At 41.7% G+C, this 21,306-nt stretch carries 17 protein-coding genes and 2 pseudogenes; 6 read left to right on the top strand and 13 right to left on the bottom strand.

Annotated features, from left to right (window positions below):
- Positions 1–60: 60 nt before the first annotated feature.
- Both yaaA and CIK04_RS01230 read right to left on the bottom strand, forming a co-directional pair.
- Positions 61–837 carry a peroxide stress protein YaaA gene (yaaA, locus tag CIK04_RS01235; RefSeq protein WP_038968910.1) on the bottom strand — a complete coding sequence of 259 codons (777 nt, stop codon included), beginning with the start codon at positions 835–837 and terminating at the stop codon, positions 61–63.
- 104 nt (positions 838–941) lie between these two features.
- Positions 942–2,372 (bottom strand): sodium:alanine symporter family protein, encoded by a 1,431-nt coding sequence (locus CIK04_RS01230; RefSeq protein WP_026050492.1) that lies wholly within the window; start codon positions 2,370–2,372, stop codon positions 942–944.
- A 711-nt stretch (positions 2,373–3,083) separates the two neighbouring features.
- On the opposite strand from CIK04_RS01230, the gene CIK04_RS01225 reads away from it, so the two are divergent.
- Positions 3,084–3,269 (top strand): DUF3545 family protein, encoded by a 186-nt coding sequence (locus tag CIK04_RS01225; RefSeq protein WP_013572406.1) that lies wholly within the window; start codon positions 3,084–3,086, stop codon positions 3,267–3,269.
- Positions 3,270–3,346: 77 nt separating this feature from the next.
- Here CIK04_RS01225 and CIK04_RS01220 read toward each other — a convergent pair whose 3' ends face one another.
- From CIK04_RS01220 to nfo, 3 genes are all read right to left on the bottom strand, one after another.
- Positions 3,347–3,898, bottom strand: a complete 552-nt coding sequence (locus CIK04_RS01220; RefSeq protein WP_026050491.1) for a hemerythrin domain-containing protein — start codon at positions 3,896–3,898, stop codon at positions 3,347–3,349.
- 111 nt (positions 3,899–4,009) lie between these two features.
- Complete coding sequence (ung, locus tag CIK04_RS01215) at positions 4,010–4,690, bottom strand: uracil-DNA glycosylase (RefSeq protein ID WP_038964050.1); 681 nt, start codon at positions 4,688–4,690, stop codon at positions 4,010–4,012.
- Positions 4,691–4,991: 301 nt separating this feature from the next.
- Complete coding sequence (gene nfo, locus CIK04_RS01210; RefSeq protein ID WP_017421330.1) at positions 4,992–5,873, bottom strand: deoxyribonuclease IV; 882 nt, start codon at positions 5,871–5,873, stop codon at positions 4,992–4,994.
- Between the two features lie 324 nt (positions 5,874–6,197).
- Between nfo and CIK04_RS01205 the strand changes: the two are divergent.
- Together CIK04_RS01205 and grcA are read left to right on the top strand one after the other, a co-directional pair.
- Positions 6,198–6,410, top strand: a pseudogene (locus CIK04_RS01205) (autonomous glycyl radical cofactor GrcA); the annotation flags it as partial.
- A gap of 431 nt (positions 6,411–6,841) precedes the next feature.
- Complete coding sequence (gene grcA / locus CIK04_RS01200; RefSeq protein ID WP_097352443.1) at positions 6,842–7,219, top strand: autonomous glycyl radical cofactor GrcA; 378 nt, start codon at positions 6,842–6,844, stop codon at positions 7,217–7,219.
- 138 nt (positions 7,220–7,357) lie between these two features.
- Here the strand turns inward: grcA and CIK04_RS01195 are convergent, their stop codons facing one another.
- From CIK04_RS01195 to CIK04_RS01180, 4 genes are read right to left on the bottom strand one after another with little or no spacing between them, the layout of a single operon-like run.
- A complete protein-coding gene (locus CIK04_RS01195; protein WP_097352442.1) occupies positions 7,358–7,840 on the bottom strand; it encodes a hypothetical protein in 483 nt (160 codons plus the stop codon).
- Between the two features lie 8 nt (positions 7,841–7,848).
- Positions 7,849–10,017, bottom strand: a complete 2,169-nt coding sequence (locus CIK04_RS01190; protein ID WP_097352441.1) for a site-specific integrase — start codon at positions 10,015–10,017, stop codon at positions 7,849–7,851.
- A 17-nt stretch (positions 10,018–10,034) separates the two neighbouring features.
- Entirely contained in the window at positions 10,035–12,464 is a 2,430-nt protein-coding gene (locus tag CIK04_RS01185; protein WP_097352440.1) for a hypothetical protein, read from the bottom strand.
- The gene (locus CIK04_RS01180) at positions 12,451–13,803 is read right to left on the bottom strand and encodes a site-specific integrase (protein WP_157806502.1); all 1,353 of its coding nucleotides are present in this window, start codon (positions 13,801–13,803) and stop codon (positions 12,451–12,453) included. The genes CIK04_RS01185 and CIK04_RS01180 overlap by 14 nt, the downstream gene beginning before the upstream one ends.
- A gap of 547 nt (positions 13,804–14,350) precedes the next feature.
- Here CIK04_RS01180 and CIK04_RS01175 point away from each other — a divergent pair.
- Both CIK04_RS01175 and CIK04_RS01170 read left to right on the top strand, forming a co-directional pair.
- The gene (locus CIK04_RS01175) at positions 14,351–15,640 is read left to right on the top strand and encodes a hypothetical protein (protein WP_097352438.1); all 1,290 of its coding nucleotides are present in this window, start codon (positions 14,351–14,353) and stop codon (positions 15,638–15,640) included.
- Positions 15,640–16,656, top strand: coding sequence for a DUF6035 family protein (locus CIK04_RS01170; RefSeq protein ID WP_097352437.1), 1,017 nt, complete (start codon positions 15,640–15,642; stop codon positions 16,654–16,656). The genes CIK04_RS01175 and CIK04_RS01170 overlap by 1 nt, the downstream gene beginning before the upstream one ends.
- 241 nt (positions 16,657–16,897) lie before the next feature.
- On the opposite strand, the gene CIK04_RS01165 is transcribed toward CIK04_RS01170, so the two are convergent.
- Together CIK04_RS01165 and CIK04_RS01160 are read right to left on the bottom strand one after the other, a co-directional pair.
- Positions 16,898–17,944, bottom strand: a complete 1,047-nt coding sequence (locus CIK04_RS01165) for a hypothetical protein (RefSeq protein ID WP_325205686.1) — start codon at positions 17,942–17,944, stop codon at positions 16,898–16,900.
- 67 nt (positions 17,945–18,011) lie between these two features.
- Positions 18,012–18,605: a pancortin-3 gene (locus CIK04_RS01160; protein ID WP_097352435.1), complete on the bottom strand. Its 594-nt coding sequence runs from the start codon at positions 18,603–18,605 to the stop codon at positions 18,012–18,014.
- A 173-nt stretch (positions 18,606–18,778) separates the two neighbouring features.
- On the opposite strand from CIK04_RS01160, the pseudogene CIK04_RS01155 reads away from it, so the two are divergent.
- Positions 18,779–18,949, top strand: a pseudogene (locus CIK04_RS01155) (autonomous glycyl radical cofactor GrcA); the annotation flags it as partial.
- 121 nt (positions 18,950–19,070) lie between these two features.
- Here the strand turns inward: CIK04_RS01155 and thrC are convergent.
- Both thrC and thrB read right to left on the bottom strand, forming a co-directional pair.
- Positions 19,071–20,351, bottom strand: a complete 1,281-nt coding sequence (gene thrC / locus CIK04_RS01150) for a threonine synthase (RefSeq protein WP_017421329.1) — start codon at positions 20,349–20,351, stop codon at positions 19,071–19,073.
- Entirely contained in the window at positions 20,348–21,304 is a 957-nt protein-coding gene (gene thrB / locus CIK04_RS01145; protein WP_011078631.1) for a homoserine kinase, read from the bottom strand. The genes thrC and thrB overlap by 4 nt, the downstream gene beginning before the upstream one ends.
- Between the last annotated feature and the right edge of the window lie 2 nt (positions 21,305–21,306).

Below are 21,306 nucleotides of genomic sequence, written 5' to 3'. Positions count from 1 at the left end.
GCAAAAGGGTTGGCACTGTGCCAACCCTTTCTGTTTTCAGACCTTAGTGGAAGCCAAATCTCAGTGTTGCTCTTCGCGCTTAAAGACCAAGTCTGTTGGTGTCGATTCTTCTTCAACAAAGTAGTAGCCCGCGACATCAAACTTAGTTAAGTCCGCAACGCTTTCAATGCGATTTTCAATAATGTAACGCGCCATCATGCCGCGCGCTTTCTTCGCGTAGAAGCTGATCACCTTGTATTGACCATTCTTACCATCTTTGAAGATTGGTGTGATCACTTGCGCGTCCAAGTTCTTTGGCTTCACCGCTTTGAAGTATTCGTTCGATGCAAGGTTGATCAGCACGTTGTCGCCCTGAGCTGCAATCGCTTCATTCAGCTTATCGGTAATCACATTACCCCAGAACTGGTAAAGGTTAGTTCCCTTGTCATTCGCCAGCTTGGTGCCCATCTCAAGACGGTATGGCTGCATCAGATCCAGTGGCTTTAATAGCCCATAAAGGCCAGATAGCATGCGCAAATGTTTTTGCGCGTAATCAAAATCGTCGTCGTTGAGCGTTTCCGCTTCAAGCCCTGTGTATACGTCACCTTTGAACGCAAGAATCGCTTGGCGCGCGTTATCTGGGGTGAACTCTTCGCTCCACTCTTGGAAGCGACCCACATTGAGATCGGCGATTTTATCACTCACTTTCATCAACGAAGCCACATCCGCAGGCGTCAACTGGCGGCAAACCTCAATCAACTGTTTAGAGTAATCCACGAGCTCTGGCTGAGTGAACTTGTGGGTCACGAGTGGTGATTCGTAGTCGAGCGTTTTAGCTGGTGAAACAACGATAAGCATGACGATTCTTTCCCTTATTTTCTTTTTGACTAGGGTACAAAAAAAGCCGCGCATTGTCTGCACGGCTTTTCGAATCACAGTGATAGAAATTCTCGATTTCTACCTTAGTCTTTCTTGTTGTTGTCCCAAATGCCTTCTTCCAACTGTGATTTCAACTCTGGGAAATCATCTGGGTTAAAGGTTGGCAACTTACCCGCTTGTAACTGACGGTTGTAGTCTTTTGCCAGTTTGATCACGATGCCAGATAGCAGCAGGATCGCAACTAAGTTCACAATCGCCATCATACCCATTGAAACATCCGCCAATGCCCATACCACTGGAAGTGGAGCAATCGCACCAAAGCCAACAAGGCCAAGCACGACCAAACGGAAAACATTCAAGCCAGCTTTGTGGTTGTGTTCTAAGAAAACTAAGTTGGTTTCTGCATAAGAGTAGTTAGCGATGATCGAAGTGAATGCGAAGAAGAAAATCGCTACCGCCACAAAAATGCCCCCCCAACTGCCCACTTGCGAGCTCAACGCTAGCTGAGTCAACTCAATGCCAGTGATCTCACCATGCGGCACGTACTCACCCGACATCAAAATAATCGCGACGGTCGCTGAACAGATCACAATGGTGTCCATGAAAACGCCCAGCATTTGCACGTAACCTTGAGAAGCTGGGTGTGGTGGATATGGCGTCGCTGATGCCGCAGCGTTTGGCGCGGAACCCATACCGGCTTCGTTGGAGAACAGGCCACGCTTGATACCATTAATCATCGCTTGTGCAATCGCGTAACCCAAACCGCCTGCAGCCGCTTCTTGTAAGCCAAAAGCGCTCTTGAAGATCAGCATGAGTACGTCAGGCAGTTTCTCCAAGTTCGAGAACATCACAAACAGCGCTAAAGCAAGGTATGCCAATGCCATCACTGGAACGATAAGCTCAGCAGTACGCGCGATACGCTTGATACCACCAAAGATAATCACACCAGACAACACTACAATAACAACGCCTACGTAGGCATTTTCCCAACCAAAAGCATTTTGCATTGCGTTAGCAATCGAGTTGGCTTGCACCGCGTTAAACACCAGACCAAAAGCAATGATAAGGAAGATGGAGAACAGCACACCCATCCAACGCATACCAAGGCCTTTTTCCATGTAGTAAGCAGGGCCACCACGATAGTTGCCATCGTCATCTTTGGTTTTGTAGAGCTGAGCTAGCGTACTTTCAGCAAATGATGTCGCCATACCCAGCATGGCGATGAGCCACATCCAGAAAATCGCACCAGGGCCACCAGCGGTCAGCGCAACAGCCACACCGGCCATGTTACCAGTGCCAACACGCGCAGCAAGGCTGGTACAAAGCGCTTGAAAGGAGGAGATACCAGCGTTGTCCGATTTACGGCTGTTTTTTAGAACAGAAAACATGTGGCCGAAATGGCGGAACTGAATGAAGCCGAGTCGAACCGTGAAATAAATTCCCACACCGACAAGCAAATAAACAAGAATGGAACCCCAAAGCAGGTCATTCATTAGATTGATCAAGTCTGTCATAGTTACCTCAAATTGAGTTTGCGCCAGTCTGTGCTTCCGAGCCATCCACCAGATTGCTTAACCAAGTGTCAAATTAGCTTGGTGAACTATTATTTTCTTTCTGCAATCTAGAATCGTAAATGTCGCTTCATGCATCCGTTTTACGTACTAGCGTTTTTTGACGGGCGGATAATGCAGCCTAGCCACGCAAAAATCAATATGAAACTGCATACTCAATTTTTGTATTTTTCACTATTTTTATACCATTTATTAACATACAAACCAGAATCAAGAATCAAAAGCAGTTACATAAACCAAACAATTCCATTACAACAAAATGTATCGAAATATTTTGTTTTTCATTTCACGTCAATTCTCTGTTAAACCAAGAGTGACAAGGCTTTTACTCTTTCCCCACGCCCCCTCGCTCACTTACCGGTTGTGGATGAGAAATTCACATGCACCTTTTCGAATCCTTACCCTCCTCTCTTTGACTTCGTACTGTATAAACACACACATTGTTAACATTAAAATTCTTTTCATTTAATCGTTTTCGTGAGATCGATCGCTCATTTTTTAAGCTTTTGTTGCAAGCAAAATGTGATGGTGTGTTCAGTTTTAATCGAAATCTTCATCATACCGACACAAATGCGAAATCTATCATGGTTATGCTCGAAGAAACTGTGGTACTTAGTGACTGCACAAGCGCTGGTGATTTATGTGAGGTGGCTTATGGATGGCTTTGAACTAGATGACTTACTGGATTTTGAAACAACAAGCACAACGAAAACGCGCTCTAAACCAGTAAAAAGGAAATGGCGTGAAATTGAGGCGATGCTTGACCGACGTAACTTACTCAAAGAGCTGCGTGATATGGACATGTGTCACGACTACTCACTGGAAGATATTAAGCTTTAACCACATTAACGAACAAAAAATAGCACTCTTACTCAACGAAAAAGGCACCTCTCACAGGTGCCTTTGTTTATTTTGGACTAGATCATCTCTTTTTCACTTCGTTGCACGCGCTCTGCCAGTTGTCGGTAATGATCGGCAATGGTTTCACCAAAGACGGGATCGTCTTCATTAACCAGCCATTGCGATTCCACTTGTTGCCAATCTTTCGTCGTAAAAGACTCGGCGATCAGTGGCAGAATCAAGCGCTCTTCAATATCCAGATGTTGGCGTTGTGATGAGATAAACGCCTCTAACTGCTCAATGAACATGGCTTGTGGCACCACGGCATCATTCAAAATCATATGCACCACCTCAGCAAAGGCCGCGGTTTTCTTCGCTAGTTCTTTGTGTTCTAGCTCCAAGTTTTCAATGGTTCTCTGCGCGCCGTAATGCTCTAAGTAATGGCGATAAAGGATGTCTTCTTTCGGATGATGCACCTTTTCCGCATGATCAGATAAATAGCTGACAATCTCGGCGACCAAACTGTAGTTAATAGGCTGCTCATTTTTGAGCAACTCCACTTTGTGGCGCAGTATAGCAAGCATGCGCACAATGTATCCGTGTTCGCGTCTTATCCGTTCAATCATCATAGCGTTTCTCCTTAACACCTCATTTGTTGTAAGTGTATAAGATAGAACGCCATTCGGCTTAGATTTCGCTCAAAAAACCATCGCTTTCTGCGAAATTACATTCAAATGTGCTTAGAGCGACAAAGGGAGTTGCCAGTCTATTGCTTGCTTTCCTTGATCAAGTAAATGTTGATTCGCTTGTGAGAAATGCTTACAACCCAAAAAGCCGCGGTGAGCAGAAAGAGGGGATGGGTGTGGCGCACTGAGAACCACATGCTTATTGCGATCAATAAAGCGGCCTTTTTTCTGGGCGTGCGATCCCCACAATAGGAATACCACACCTTGTTGGTGCTGGTTGAGCGCCTCAATCACTTTGTCAGTGAATGTCTCCCATCCTAATGAAGCATGCGAATGCGCTTTGCCCTGCTCCACAGTAAGCACCGTATTGAGTAGCAACACGCCTTGTTTAGCCCAAGCTTCAAGGTAGCCATGCGCCGGAGTCTGAAAGCCTTGGATATCCTGCGCCAATTCTTTGTACATGTTCACCAAAGAAGGAGGCGTCTTGATACCCGGTAATACTGAAAAACACAAACCATGAGCTTGGTTGGGGCCATGGTAAGGATCCTGTCCTAAGATCACCACTTTGACATCTTGGAACTCGGTATAACGAAAGGCATTGAAGACATCCTTTGCTGGAGGGTAAATCACTTTGCCAGCTTGTCGCTCTGCTTCAACAAAGTTGAGTGTCTGTTGAAAATAGCTTTGCTCTTTTTCCGCACCAATTACATCGTGCCAAGTGAGTTGCTGTGTCATGGGGAGAATCCTATTGAAAACCATCAGGCGGTTATTCTATGTCAGGTCACTCCCCTAACCAAATTCATCACGGGCTATTGGGGTTTTTCGTGACTTTGTGGGCTTTTTTGTGGCGTTCTTGCATGCCCCTGCCCGGTAATATGACGGTTCGGTATTGGCCGTCTTGCGACAGAACGAACAACGTAAGTGGAATGGAACATCATGGTTGTAAACATAGTGGCATCCTCCTGTGACAAACTCGATAAACACTATTGTTCTTGTTTGCTATGAAAGAAAGATGCCAATCTGATGACAAAAATCGCTAAGCGATTGAAGAGAGATGATATTTTCTCAACTGCTCAATTTCTTGCGGCCAAAGTTCAGGCTCAATAGTTTCTAAAATCAATGGGATAGAATCAAAACGGCTGTCTTTTGCAATGTATTCAAAACAGTCCCAGCCAATTTCACCTTTCCCTAGGGCATGGTGCCTATCCACCTTACTGGCTAATTTTACTTTTGAATCATTAATATGCATTGCACGTAAATAGTGCATCCCGACCACACGTTCAAACTCAGCGAAAGTCGCCTCACACGCCTCAGGAGTTCGCAGATCATAGCCTGCGGCAAAGGTGTGGCAAGTATCCAGACAAACCCCAACTCGACGCTTATCTTCAACCTGCTCAATGATTTCTGCAAGGTGCTCAAAGCGCCAACCTAAGTTGGAACCTTGCCCTGCCGTGTTCTCTATCACCGCCACCACATCAGGTACCGCTTGATGCGCTAAGTTGATCGATTCTGCGATTAAAGACAAACACGCTTTTTCTGAGATCTTCTCTAAATGGCTGCCAGGGTGGAAATTGAGTAAGTTCAACCCTAGTTGCTGGCATCGCTCCATTTCATCAATAAACGCGAGGCGAGACTTTTCCAGCTTCTCCGCTTCTGGCGCACCTAAATTAATCAGATAAGAATCATGGGGAAGAATTTGCTGTGGAGAAAAACCCAACAACGCACAATTGGCTTTGAACGCTGCGATAGTTTTCTCTTCTAATGGCTTGGCGACCCACTGGCGTTGATTCTTAGTGAACAAAGCAAACGCGTTTGCTCCAATCTCACGCGCCCTCAGAGGTGCATTATCAACCCCTCCCGCCGCTGAAACATGCGCGCCAATAAATTTGTTACCAAAACGGTTTTTGCTGTTTGTCATTTAATCACTTAACACTTTCAAGATAAGGGGCTAATTACAACCATTTAGCTTAGTTCAGTCAAATTTCCAATTAGATTTGTAGTAAATTTACAACAAAATTAACACTTAACTATTTTTGATGATATCAAATAAATCGTAATCTACAGTTTTTAAAAGGTTTATTGATTTAACTCAATAAAATAACCTTCACAAAATTAATGTTTTTAGTTGTTTTTTGACCTAAATCAATACTAATATAATGGATATTAGCTATATAATACTCAGCTCGACAAAATTCGAAAATTAACACCAATAATCACCACGTAAGTGGACTAGGAGATAGTGATGATCCAAGGTATCCAAATTACTAAAGCAGCAAACGACGACCTACTAAACTCAATCTGGCTTCTAGATAGCGAGAAAAATGAAGCTCGCTGTGTAGCAGCAGTTTCTGGCTACGAAGCCGATCAAATCGTTGCAATTAACGAGCTAGGTGAGTTTGAAAGCCGTGAAGTGGCTATCGAAGCTGCTCCACGCATTGAAGGTGGTCAACATCTGTAATATTGGAAAGCCTAACTACTAAAAAGTATGACTAACCCACGTCAAAGCTAGTTACAACAAGGTCTTTGATAGTCATAAAGAGAAAATTAGCTCATATTTTTTATTAGTCATGTTTTTTAAGAAGTCAGCGCTTAGAGCCAAGCTTTAAGTCATAAAAATTAAATCAAATATTAGAAGGTAATCCATATGATCCAAGGTATCCAAATCACTAAAGCGGCTAACGATTCTCTACTTAACTCTAATATTGGAAAGCCTAACTACTAAAAAGTATGACTAACCTACGTCAAAGCTAGTTACAACAAGGTCTTTGATAGTCATAAAGAGAAAATTAGCTCATATTTTTTATTAGTCATGTTTTTTAAGAAGTCAGCGCTTAGAGCCAAGCTTTAAGTCATAAAAATTAAATCAAATATTAGAAGGTAATCCATATGATCCAAGGTATCCAAATCACTAAAGCGGCTAACGATTCTCTACTTAACTCAATCTGGCTGCTAGACACTGAAAAGAACGAAGCTCGTTGTGTTGCAGCAACTTCTGGCTACGAAGCTGACCAAGTTGTAGCGGCATCTGAATTAGGTGAATACGAGTCTCGTGAAGTTGCAATTGAGACCGCTCCTAAGATTGAAGGTGGCCAACATTTGAACGTGAACGTTCTCAAGCGTGAGACTCTAGAAGACGCAGTTGCAAATCCAGAGAAGTACCCTCAGCTTACAATTCGTGTATCTGGTTACGCTGTTCGCTTCAATTCTCTAACTCCAGAGCAACAACGTGACGTTATCGCACGTACTTTCACTGAGTCTCTATAAGAGCTAAGTGAAATGATAAAGGCGCTTCATAAAGCGCCTTTTTTGTTCCTATACTTTGAGAACGTGGTTATTCCCCCGAGGATTCAAGACTAGCCTTATTGGAGTGCCAATTACTTCTCGAAGCTAAGTAGACTCGACTTACTTACGCCTATATTCATTGATATTCGTTACATCTCCGTTCAAAGATGAGTCATCAAGCAACTTGATTACCTCCTCTCTATCATCAATCGGTATTTTAAAGAACAAAGCTGTTACAGTTTGATGGTACTCAGACTGATATTCTTTTAGAGTCTTTTTTGCTTGCTCTGCATCCTTTCTATCACGGGTGCTCTCGGCTTTTAGTTTTCTATTTGAAACTTCCAGTTTATCAACCTTTTCAGTCAAGCTCGCTACATCATCTGCACTATGGTTGTTGTTAGAACTAGCCCCCTCTATCACTTTCACTATATCAGGGTGATGACGGAGAGCACCAACAGATAGTCCCGCTTCCTTTTCGACATTTGACTTGTTTAGTTTTACAACAGCTTTCTTTCTCAAGTCTTTATGCGTGTAGGTTTGCTCTTTAATTCTAGAGATTGCATCGAGCAGTGCTTTACGAGAAGCATCCTTATTACGTGCCATACTTACCTCTATATGTTTTGTACTGGGATCAACTGAACAACATCATCAGGTATCTCAAAGGCTTCAAATGGGAAGTGTAAATCAGACATAATTTTTTCTGCTGAGCGTATATCCATCACAAACTTCGAAGCTGAGCTACCATTTAGCTCCCCTGATGCCTGCAAAGTTAATAGATTTCTCATTGCTGTCATTCGTATAGATTCCGCTTCACTTGCATCTTCAATAATATCCCAGCCACAATCAGTACATTCTGAAAGATCAATAGCTGCTCTCATTGCGCACTGCCTCTTTGTACAGTACATCCCTTTTCCAATTGCATGGACATGTACCTTGCCAGTTCTTATTTCCTCTTTCCAAAATCTAAACGAAAGTTTTCTGTTATTGATTCCTTCTTCAAAAAAGTTGGCATTCTCAATAACTTCCTTCAAAAGATTTTTACCGAAGCCTCCTGCCAAGCGCTCTTTGTTTGCTAACTTGTTATAGGTGCGAGACATTACTTTAGCTGAGCGCACCTCTCTCTCTTCTTTAATTTCACCAAAAATCTTCTTCAATGAGTGCGCATTTCTTGCGTACCAACGTGTCATCGCGATAGATATATGACCTAATTGCTGCTTTAGCTGCGGGAAATCCATTAACTCCAGGCCAATCAGGTAGTACGCAAAACTTCTTCGACATTGGTGGTTTGTATAAGGAAAGCTATCACCAACTTCAGGAAGTCTGCTATGTTCTGGATTAGATGCCCTGAGGGCGTCTAAATCATGAGAGTTCAAAACAAATGTATCTTTATATACACGCTTTATGGTCTCCTTAATTGTTTGCCCTAATCCGACCTTTTCAATGGGTCTTGGGTGATACACTTCTGTTAAGGCAGCAAAGAAGATACTGTTGGAACCTTCCTTAAAGCGCTTACGATAAGGTCGATGGATAGCGTTGAGAACATGAAAAGCCCGAAAGCCTGTCCGATTTGTTATAAAGACGTCATCAGAGGTCTGTGAATCTAGAGTCAACTTTTCCTGCTTTGTCGTAAGCGCATAAATGGTATTTATTCCTATTTTTATATGATCCTGAGCACCATATACGGGAGAAATTCCATAAAGCTCACCAATTCTCATACCACTTAACGCCATAACTAGAAATGCTGCATTGGCATGAAGATTACGAATATAATCTAAAAATTCAGATCTATTTGAAATGCTCTTAGATCCAATTTTTACCACAAAGTCACTCCAGATATCTCTAGCCTTACTTCCATTCCAGTTTGCGCCAGTACAGCTTACCCAAACATTTTCCCACAATGGTTCTTGATGATAATCAACGATTGGAATTCCTTTACTATCAAATACCTCATAGATTTTTTTAGCTTTATTCTTATATACGATAGCGCTTTCCAATGACAACTCACCACTTCTAACTTTGCACATTATTTCAGATTTTATGGAATCCGAATGAGTCAAAAAAACTTCGACTGCATTCTCAAGCTCTAATCTATTTTTGTATGCTTCATTAATTTCAGAAATAGCACCATTAACCATTTCAAAGTAAATTCTAAATGGGATGGCAAAGTGTTGATCAGGCTTCGCCAATGGCAAGCTAAAATGTTTCGGCTCCAACGATTTATTTATCTCGATCTGGATAGGTAATTGCTCTTGGCACTGAACTAACCTATTAATCGCAGATAAAACTTTATTACCCTTATCGTTAATTTTCAGACCGTTCTCTTGAAGTTTAAATATGGCATCTTCATCGATATCAGAAAAGCTAGTAATTCCAATTTCTGTAGCGTGTTTGGCTATCACTGTGAGCTTACTAACCGTATCAACAATAGATAAATATGAGTATTTACCATATTCTGTCAGTAGCTCCACAGCAGCAAAGCACTTGATTTCATTACGTATATTTCTTGGTAAAATATAACCATCAAAGCCTTTCTTTGTTGAATGGTTGAATAGCAGGCGATTTTTTTGATAGCCGTCACCAATCTGGCTTAGTTCCCATACATTTTGCTCAAACAGCACAGGAAATTCAGAATCATTAATTACAGCAAGTGATTCCAACTCATCCCAATTTCCACGTTCAATTGCTGGCAAAAGCACATCCTCGACATGGTTGGTATCGATATCTTCAACAAACTCTTCAAAGCTAACTTTTGCACCACTCGCTGTTTTAATCGTTTTCATAGTGTTCCCCAGTCAGTCTATGCATACAAAAAATAGCGACCATTCGCCTCAAGTAAAGCCTCTGCTTCTTTCAGAACATTTTCTGATATGTTTTGAGATACGATTTCTTCAAATGCCTCAATTCGCTTTTCCAACTCCTCATTTTCAGGATGAAGATCAGCAGTATCAATTAGTGACTCTATAAATGACAAAAGTTTATAGACCTGATTAGGTTCATCGACCAGTTTGGCATTGAGGCACTCATGGCATTTATCAAATTGGTAGCAATGGAGTTTTGATGAATCATCTATGACTCCCATTTTTTTTGCTGCTGCCTGAGCTAGCTTATCCTCTTGACCTTCGAACTCTGGCTTACCATCACAACATGTGCCATTGGGATTACTAGGCTTGCCTCTTTTCTTGTATTCGTCAAAAGAGAGCACTTCAACCTTCCAAGTATCCCTAACCTTTTGCTTTGCCTCTTCAAGCTCCACACCTTTAATAACCAGCTCAATTACATCTAATGCTTGTGCAATAATCTCATTATTTAGCCCCTGATGACCGTTGGCATAATGTTCTTCGAACACTTTTTTAGAGTTCTGGAGGACAGTCATAGCTGTGAGTTCAGAACCATGTCGATACTCGTTATCCGCTACGGTTTTGCGGAATCGTGTAGAATTTAACGTGCAAAAGAAATGGCTAGGTGTAAGCCCTATCCTCGATAGAAAAGGAGCAGTAACGGGGTACGAGTTAAAGAAGCTAGTTTCACCGCTCCGTCCTTGTGGAAATAGATAAGACGCACCCTTGGTAGGCTCAATATTATACTTCGAGTCATCAATACTTGATTTTGAAGTGTACTGATTGCCCTTTTTACGTTTTCTAAACAGAGGGTTTCTTGCTGTTGCCCAGTCTTCTATTTTCTGAACAACTGGTAAAAATACCTCATCAAGGTAAAAGGTAATCACAGCGTTCTGAGCATCTTCTGATTCTGAGCTTATCAATGCTGAGGTACATGTCACTGTGATCTTCCCATTCTCATCAGGTGCTGAATAAAACAGTGGCAACTGAGCATGTCTTAATGATTGAGCCGTGAAGCATTGCATGAACGCAACTGAAAGACGAAGCATCAATGAAGTATGTTGATTACTGGTAGGCTGGTAATACTCTTTAGACTTTGAAATACGCCGAACACTCTCATCATCAACAACCCTTTTTACCTGCTCAACATAACTGTGCTCACAAAGCGAATTAATGCTCTCCGCCAACCTTTCCGCTAACCCGACACGCTTATCCGCAAATAGCTCTAACTTTCGTGGAACGTTATCATTTTTAAAGTCAGTTTTAAGTTCTATAGGCAAACCTTCATTATCTAGCTGATATAGCAACAAGCCGTGCTCATCAGGGTTAAAAGTAGATGATAGCTTCAGCAGCATGTTCAGAAATGCAGCCCCTGTACGTTTATCTACTCGTGCAGAGACTTCCTCTAATTCAGATTCGCCAATAACCCCTGTAACTTCCTTCGCAGCTCGACCTTTAAAGCCTTTAATAATGGCGTATTTTGAAACTTTTCCTTCGGATTTTTCCTTTATGAATTCAATTGGTCTTCGAACAGATGTAACTACAGAGTCATTGAAGGCCGTATAGTGGCAAAAGAGGTGATAGCCAATTTCCATTGAAAAATTAAATGCTTGATTTAGAGTCATTCCTTCTAGGAACAGTAATTCCACATCAAGAGTTTGTTTTTTCGAGCTTAGTGCCGCCTGAGCTAGGCTATAGGCGATGCCTTTTGAGTCATCTGAAAAACGCCCCGCCTCTTGTTCTGCAATTAAGATAGGTGCAAGCAAGAAAAACTTGTCATGTAAACGTCTAAGCACAATGTCATGCTCAACCTTACTGTAATTTTCAAGTGCCTTTTTGTTTTTACCTGTAACAGAGAAATCTTTTGAGCCTTTTTCCCACTCAAAAACATCTAAGCCCACTTGAGAGAACAAATTTTTAATCACTCTCTTCCTATTAGCAGCAGATTTCTCGGCAACACCTAGAATCTGTTTGTCGTCGTACATGTAATAGTGTGCATACTGTCGTTCTGCGCACTCTACCAACCGCCACATGTAACCCTTTGCGCCAAAATATGACGTCCATGACTCCTTGCTAAATACCGCCAATTGCTGCTTATCAGCATTATTAATGAATGAACGTAAATATATAAACAACTGCCGAGCGTAGCTAACTCTATCTAACTCAAAGTAACTTTTTATACACTGCTTCAGCTTATCGATCACAGTCAACCTTGTGCCGCACTCAACCTTAGGCTGCTTAACATCAGCAAATAGATGGTCTAAACATGCAAGGTCAATTTTCGTACTGACGCCTTGTCTTGTGAAAGTAATGACATCATTGTCGTATGGAGATTTTTTTCTATTCTCAAGGTCAGAGACGTATAAATCCGAAATGTTACTTTTCGCCATGAGCAGCCTCTTGTGCTTCCTGATTCCTTCTCAATGCAGCTTCCCTGCTGAGCTTTAGGTCTTTTAAAAAATCGATATAAACCATAGTGTCTGTTGATTCGCTGTGTCCCATAAGACTTTTCAGCTCGCTGAAAAAGAAGTCCAATGGCAAGTCAGAATCTCTCACTTTTTGCAGTAGAAAGTCTGTTGCAAAAGTTGCTCGTAAATCATGAAACTTGTAGTACCAAGTTGTGTGAACAAGTCGAATTCCAGCTCTCAGATCTGACCAAATTCCTTGTATAGTATTTGGGCTAATTGAACCTAGAAGGGTGTTCTTGCTGAGAAATAAGCGAGGCTCAAACTGGCTTCCCTCAGACAGCGTGCTTAACGAGTCAACTATACTTTGTCTACCTTCTGAAATCTTATAGTCATAGAGTGCTGTCATTAGAGAAGCTGGAATTTTAGTAACTCTTGAAAGGTCATTCTTAGTTTGGACACCATTTGATGTCTTTAGCGCTAGTTCGCACTCGACCTCGCCTAACGATGGTTGATAGATTGCTCCTTCATTCAATGAGGCAACTTCTTCAACTCGAAGCCCTCCCTTGTAAGCCAGCTCAATCATTAGTCGGTTACGTACTGGAAACTCAGCTCGATGAATATAACTATCGAGCACCTCTAATTCATGCTCTGGCAATGGTTTCAGCTTCTTATGAGGTGGGATTTTTGCAGAGCGAGGGAACTTATTCATGACGCTACTTGTTTGAACCAAAATCTCATGGTTTCTTTTTGTGTGACTCAACATATCGACGTTCTGTTTTGATTTACGAGGTATTCGCTTCAATGTGAATTCAAACGGTCTTACTTTATCAGACCAAACTAGTACACCTTCTCGGTTCATCCATTTGTAAAAATCGATAACAAATCTCATGTACGTTTTCGCTGTAGACAAGGCGAGATTTAGTCCTTCATCATGCTCACCAATTACACACCGAACAAGAAAATCAGCAAATTCATGCCCGACACCGTCGGAAGGGTCTGCGAAGATATCTCTGTAAGATTTACCTGTTAATTCGAGCCACCGAGTAAACATCAACAGTGCTTGAGCACGAGTCCCAATAGACTGGGTTTTTCGAGCGCAGATTGTCAGATAAAGGTTTTGCGGGTATACCAATTTACCTTCTACGGTGACTATCTGAAGAAGCTCTTTTTCTTTAACTTTGGAGCGTGATGGGGCATAAGGCTCTATCTCACCATCATCATTAACTCTAACCTTTAGCTCTGGGTATAAGTCACATTTCAGAGTAGTAAGAACATAAGCATCATTTCCTCTAGTTCCACGAACAACTTTTTCACTAGTCACGATCGCACTATTAGTCATAAAAACCCACAAGACAAATCAACAAAACAATATATAACATAGAGTTATAGAAAAGATTTAGCAAGTTAAATCAAAAAAACAGAGAGTACATGTTATTTAGGCAAAGGAATGCATTTCCAAATGCAAACTACGTAAAAATCATCAGGTCTACATCTCATTTGAAGAGGCTCTTTCTAGATGGGGGGTAATTTCAAAAATTCCGATGCGCACAATCGTCGCGACAACGGGCGAACCTAGAGAATACTCTACAGAGTTCGGTGGCATTGAATTTATCCATGTCGAACACTCTCTCGAAAACACGCTGGATACGGGTATCCACTAAGATTGGCTAAAAGCTTTGGTGCTATGAAGATCTCAAAAGAATCGATAGGAACATGCATCTTATTGTTCGATAAGAGTTGTATCCACCTACTGTCGGTTGACATCGATTACCTTTGCATATGCAGCACTTAAATATTCATTCAATATCATAAATTTAGTATTATTGGTGACGTTGAATTGACTTCTTTTAGCTCAGTGGGGATAGGGAATGCTGTGCAGCACTCAAAGAATGGGGATCAGGTTTTGTCTTAATGACAACGGTACTTTAGTTGACGCTAAAAATAGCCTCATTTTATCAGCCAATTGCCGTGTATGTGGCAATGCTGTTAGTCGTAAGGAAACCTTCCAGCTATTTCAACACTCAGATAATCAGTGTGATTACTTAGTCTTATCTGAAGTATGCGAGCGTTTAAGTAACCTGATCTCCGAGCAAAAAAGATTAGCGCTACCTATTGATTACTCCTGCACGAATAGCATTAGCGTCGAAATAGTTCACTGCTCCTTGTTAGTAGATAGCAACACGCGCCCTCTTATCGAGCTAACACTAACCGATAATCAAACCATTTACCTAACCATTGCCTTAGAAGATTCTGAAACAGATAAGCAGCAAATTTTAGAGCTTCGACAGCGTTTTGAAAGTGTCATAGAAGTAAATCTCAGTGGTTTAACTGTACCATCAAGTGATTTCACTTCTTACCTAAGAGACTCCTTGTTAAACAACCAGTTTCACAGATTCTGTAAATGGCTTGCATTCAACCCGCTTTACCCTTTAACAAGAAATATTGCATCCATTGAGGCTGATTCTATTCTACACGCACGACAAATAGCCTTTGATGAACTGAGTAAGGTTGAAGAGAGAATTAAAACCTCGAATAGCACTCTAGAACAAATTGGTAGAGATACCATCACCGCTCAAGATAACTTACATCGCTTTCAAAGCCAGAAGCATAAGTATAATTTAAGTCGGAATATTGAGTCACTAAAAGGTGAAGAACGTAATCTTTTAGCAGAGATATCCAAACTTAAACAGCAACGAAGTGAACTGTTGAGTGACTCCACCACGGCAAGCTTAAATTACCAGTTAAATGAATTGCGCAGTTCCTATGCATCAGGCAAACAACACCTAGAACAACAAAAACGAGAAAAAAACAGGCTAACAACTCAAATTGACAGATTGGAGCAACAAAAAGAATCAATTCAAGAGGAAATCCAAAATGCCAAATGGTTAAGAAGCATTCTGGCAAGATTCGATTGCACTTTTGGCAACATAGAGGACGAACTCAACAAAATCGTGCAAATCTCTGAGTCATATGTTGACTATGAGAACAAAGCTAGATTAGCTCAGAACAAACTTACCTCATTGGAAGAAGATCTTGAAAGAAAACGGAAAGAACTAGATGAAGAAAAGAAAGGTGTTGAGTTCTACAAAAAAGAAAAATTTCGCATGTTCAAAGAAAATCAACAACTTAAAACTCTTGTGAAAAATGGGAACGTGTAATGAATGCAAATTTTAAGAAACGCCTCATCACACATATTTATGATCCTCAAACTCACGATATTATTTTGGTTTCAGATCAGCTTGATGGAATTGAACAAGGTGAGTTTTTCAGAAAAAGAAGCCTTATTGAAGATGGACTGAGGACTTATCTATGCTCTGTTTGCTATCAACCTGTAGTATTGCGTTCTAATCAACCTCGGACAATTGATCACTATAAACACAAGCGCATCAATGTTGAATGCCCCCTGCAAGAGAAAGATTCGACTCTTAAAAAAGAGCAAATTTTAGCCATGAAGTTTAATGGTCAAAAAGAGGGGAAAGCTCATAGAGAGTCAAAAGATTTCATCTATCAGGCTATCAAGAAAGATAGATTATCAAGATTTTCACAATGTGAAGTGGAAGCTACTTTTCGAGATTCATCCGACGATCCTAACCAAATAATGTGTAAAGAGTGGCGTATACCCGATGTATCGGCACTTTATGACGATATGGGGCAAACGAAGCGAGTTGTTTTTGAATTGCAAATGAGCACCACTTTTATAAGCGTTATAGCGGCGCGTGAACTCTTTTATCAGCGTAATAACACTTTCGTTATTTGGATTTTACTTGATTTCGATGGTAAGCGTTTCACCGACTTGGATATTGCATACAGAAATCGAGTCAATGTTTTTGTGTTAAGCCGAGAAGCAAAAGAAAAAACTTTAGAATCTGGAGAATTGTGGATCGATGTTCATTGGCGAGAGCCATATATCGAAGCAGGTGAACTAAACTACGAATGGAAAAACGAGCTTGTGCCTTTTTCAAGGCTAATCTTTCACGATTACTACTTAAAAGCGTATTACAAAGATGTCGAGATGATAGAAGGGGAACTCAAGTCTCAGTTAACTTTAACCAAGAGGAAAGACAACCCTAATGTTTGTTCTCACTGTAAAATGCCTACCGATACGTTAGTTTTAGATGGTCAAAAAAGATGCAGCATATGCTTAACGAGCAAATCAAAAAGCACTACATACTGATGGTGCATTCGATTTGGATACGGCTTTTACTGCTTGTAAATATGACTCATAAAACACTAATCATTTATGAAGCTGGTAAGCCCTTCAAAACAAATCCTATTGACCTGTAAGTGTAGGTATCAAAAATTAGCCCGCTATGCTTCGCCAAGGCGGGCTTTTTTAGGACGGTGAGGATTACCCTTGAAAGCTCATCATCAAGCATGATGCCGATACTCGTACCTCATCACCACGACGAAAGCGGTTATAGGTAAACATACCTATGATTCAGTGCGGCTGAATCATATACCATATGTGATGACGGAGCTATGCTCTTATAAATAGCCTTGGCTAAATCATCAACTTCATTTGATATGATTTGCAGTGCTTCTAGCTTACTTTCTTCATTGAATACTTTTCTACTGCCATCAGGCACCAAAATCCGATCTCGAAGCGTTTCTGATGAAACTAGCAATGATAAGTGCGCTCTAAGTCTTTCGACTAATGCTAGTGACATATACGGTGGGCAACTTAATTGACCGTCCATGTCATATGCTAAAGCCGTAAGGTCATAGCTTGACAATTTCTTCGCTTTTCGTTTTTTATAATCAGGCATATCAGCTACTAAGTTCTTCATTAGCCTTGTAACTTTCTTTAAGTTACCCGAGTAGATGGAGTCCTTATCATTAACTTTCTTGATGTGCATAAATGGTTTATTGCCAACTAATTCATGATTAGCTTTATGATAAATTTGCACTTCTTTATCATGCTTCAACCCACTACGTTGATAGTCATGAGTGTGATACCAACATGCAGGAACTATATCGACTTTCCTTTTGAGGCTTCCACCACTCAAAGCAATAGACTTATTCCCCGAACAATCAACTGTCGCCTCATAATATCGCGAGGTTAACTTTTGCTCAGATGTTAGCCTTAGCTCTCTAATGATATCTTTCATTGGTCGTTGGTCTGAGGCGGCGCATGAAGAACCATCTAATTTTGGTGTTTGAACCAAAACTATATCTTCTTTCAAGATCAGCATATCTACATCAGAATGCCCCTGAATATGTATATCTAGGGCAACCGAACCTTGGATTTCTTTCGTAGCTCGGATGCCAGCATTACCAAGCATCGATATCAATGTATCAGCAACTCGATCTCCCTCTTGTATTGAAATGCGAGTTGAATCACTATCAACAGCAGCCATTGCACCAACTGTATATTTAATCGCAGCACTTTCAGATAATCTTTCATAACTCTCTTGAGTGCGTAAATCTCGGGGATCATATTGAGAAAGGCTATTCTCAAGCAATACACGCTCTCTTGTCCCCTGTCTTCGATCCTTTAAACTTTTAAGTCTATTGTCAAAATTGATCATATTAATCTTTACTCAGCGCCATTTTACCAAAAGTTCTTCTACCATTGCTGTTGAAATATGCAGCAGATCCAACCTTTAACTCTTTATCTAGCAAAATCTCGCAATATCCTTTATGAGAATTTAACTCATGATACTGATCTACATTTGGATTATTACTGTAGCTATAGCTCAACAACCAACCACCACGAGTACCATTAGCTTTTGCTAAAGTAGCTGTATAGCTCTCACTTGCACTTTGACTGGTTTTCAAGCAAACAACCATTTTTTCCCAAGTTTGCTCTATATCTATTTCAGCGTCCCATTCGAATTTAGCATTTCCATCTTCATCTAAGGTCGTCCCTTTAACTTTCCATACTCCATTCAAATCAGGAATTTGAAACAGTGGTATTTTCCAAGCAAATTTGTTGAACAGCCAATGCAAAGCGAAGTAAATAAGACCTGTTGTTATAGCTACGCTCGTAACGGCTTGAAAGCCTGTCAATTGATATATGTAGCTAATAAGGCTAGAAATTGCCCCCGTTAAAACAATTGAACTTACCCCCAACCATCTACCAATGGTTGCACGGTTATGACCAAAAACAGCGTAGTCGTGCATATCCTGTCCTTTTAGAAATCATCTCTTTTATATGAGAGCTAATGTATAAAGATCAAGGGGGCAAAGCAGCTAATTTTGATTAATATGACTCTAATCTCATTACCTTATAATAAGTCATAAAAAAATAACTTTTACCTCCAAACATTACACGTCATAATTTAACCCCAACATTACACCTAAACGTGAACGTTCTAAAACGTGAAACGCTAGAAGATGCGGTTGCGCACCCAGAGAAATACCCACAGCTAACTATTCGTGTATCGGGTTATGCCGTGCGTTTCAACTCACTAACACCTGAACAACAACGTGACGTCATTGCTCGTACGTTTACTGAATCTCTATAATATAGAGACCTAAACAATAAAAAACGGCGCTCATCGAGCGCCGTTTTTCTATTCTTGCGTTTGTTTTCTAAAGAAAACAATAGGGTGGAGGCCAAGCTCCACCTGTGAGATTGATGCATGCTTATTGCACGCGACGCAATACTTCTTTCAGAGCAGTAAAATCCGCATCCAACTCTTCTGAGAGCAGTTCCATCACCGCATGTTTTGCCAGTGGTGCTGGCAAATCGATGTCAGTGCCAAGAATGTCATCGACCACTTCCTTAAACTTCGCCGGATGTGCGGTACAGAGGAACAAGCCTGTTTCACCTTCTTGTAGCTGCTGATCCAGCACACGGTAGGCAATCGCACCATGTGGTTCACACAGGTAACCGAGTGAATAGAGATCTTTTACCGATTGCGCACTTTGCTCATCAGACACAGCACCTTTGCCCAGAGTTTCCAAACCCCACTCTTTCACACGACACAACTCTTCAATTCTTGGCCAGTTGTTAGGCTGACTCACGTCCATTGCATTTGAAGTCGTCGCGACAGTCGGTTTTGGATCCCACTTACCCGTTTCTAAGTAGCGAGGCACGGTATCATTGGCGTTCGTTGCTGCGATAAAGCGCTTAATCGGTAAACCCAGAGCTTTAGCAAGCAAACCTGCAGTAAGGTTACCAAAGTTACCGCTTGGTACCGACACCACCAGATTCTCGCGCTCTTGCTTACTCATCTGTGCAGCAGCTTCAAAGTAGTAGCAGATTTGCGCCATCAAACGGCTAATGTTGATGGAGTTTGCGGAGTTGAGACCAATCTCTTCACGCAGCTCTGCATCATCAAACGCTTGCTTCACCAGCGCCTGACACGCATCAAAGTCACCATTAATCGCCACCGTGTGAATGTTTTTGCCTAATGTGCAGAACAGCTTTTCTTGCAATGGGCTGATTTTGCCTTTCGGATAAAGAATGACCACATTGATGTCTTCCATACCGTAAAAAGCGTGTGCAACCGCTGCTCCTGTATCACCCGATGTCGCTGTTAGAATAGTGATTTTTCCACCGTCAGAAACCGCAGCCAACGACTGAGCCATAAAGCGGCCACCGAAGTCTTTGAAGGCAAGTGTCGGTCCATGGAACAGTTCAAGAGCGTAGACACCCTCTTTCACTTGTTTAATCGGTGCTGGGAATTGGAATGCCGCATCCACCATTGAGTTAACTTTGTCTTCTGCTAGCTCATCACCAATCAACGCGGAAAGAATCGCAGTGCTGCGCGAGATAAAATCTTGCGCAAGCAATGCATCGATATCGTCAAATTTCGGTAATTCTGCTGGGAAAAATAGCCCCTGATTACGGCCTAACCCTTGGCGCACGGCTTGGCCAAAGGAAACTTGTTCGTCATTTTCTTTTATGTTGTAAAGCTTCATAGCTCACTTCCTGTCACAATTGAGCCCTTTTTGTCTAAACGACAAATGTGGACAAATCCTTCTTCATTTTGTACGTAATTTTGTTCTAACCAGCGTGCCACACGCTGTGCAACATCTTGGTCTTTGCAAATACTGAACAGTGTCGGCCCACTGCCAGAAATGCCCGTTGCCAATGCCCCCGCAGAAGCGGCATATTTACGCGCATCAGCAAAACCGGGAAGCAGTTTCTCACGATAAGGCTCTGCGATCACGTCTTTGATCATCTTCGCGGCAAGCTCAGGCTGCCCTGAGTGACAAGCGTGAATAAAGCCGGCCAAATGGCGGCCATGTGCGATCACATCTTGACGTCGGTATTGAGAAGGTAAAATCGCACGCGCTTCTGCCGTCGACACCTTAATGCCAGGGTAGGCCATCACCCAATACCAATCATCGAAGCACGGAACTTCTTGGCTAATAATGCCGAGCTCTTCGAGCATCAACTGCAAACCACCTAAATAGCATGGTGCAACGTTGTCATAGTGCACTCCACCGGAGATTTGGCCTTCCATTTCACCCATCAGTGCGAGCAATTCCATTTCATCCAGTGGGTTGGCATGGAACTGATTGAGGGCATCTAACGCGGCAACAATAGAACAAGCACTAGAGCCAAGCCCAGATCCAATCGGCATGTTCTTTTCTAATGTCATCTCAAGCGGTTTGAGCTCAAGGCCTTTTTTATCGAGTTCGCGGGCAAACACTCGCCAGCAATCATAAACAATGTTTTCTTTCGGATCGCTTGGCAGCTTTGCGACAAAACTACCCGCAGTCTTTAACGAAAACGGCTCATTCCCTGCTTTCACCATGACTCGGTCGCCGAGCAAAGTGCCATCAATGGGCGACACTGCCGCCCCTAATACATCAAAACCCACACTGACATTACCAATAGAAGCGGGAGCGTACACTACCACAGCCATAT

The organism is Vibrio sp. 03_296 (assembly GCF_002265885.1).
Note: the sequence above shows the minus strand (reverse complement) of the source record. Positions and strands in the feature narration are given on the sequence as shown.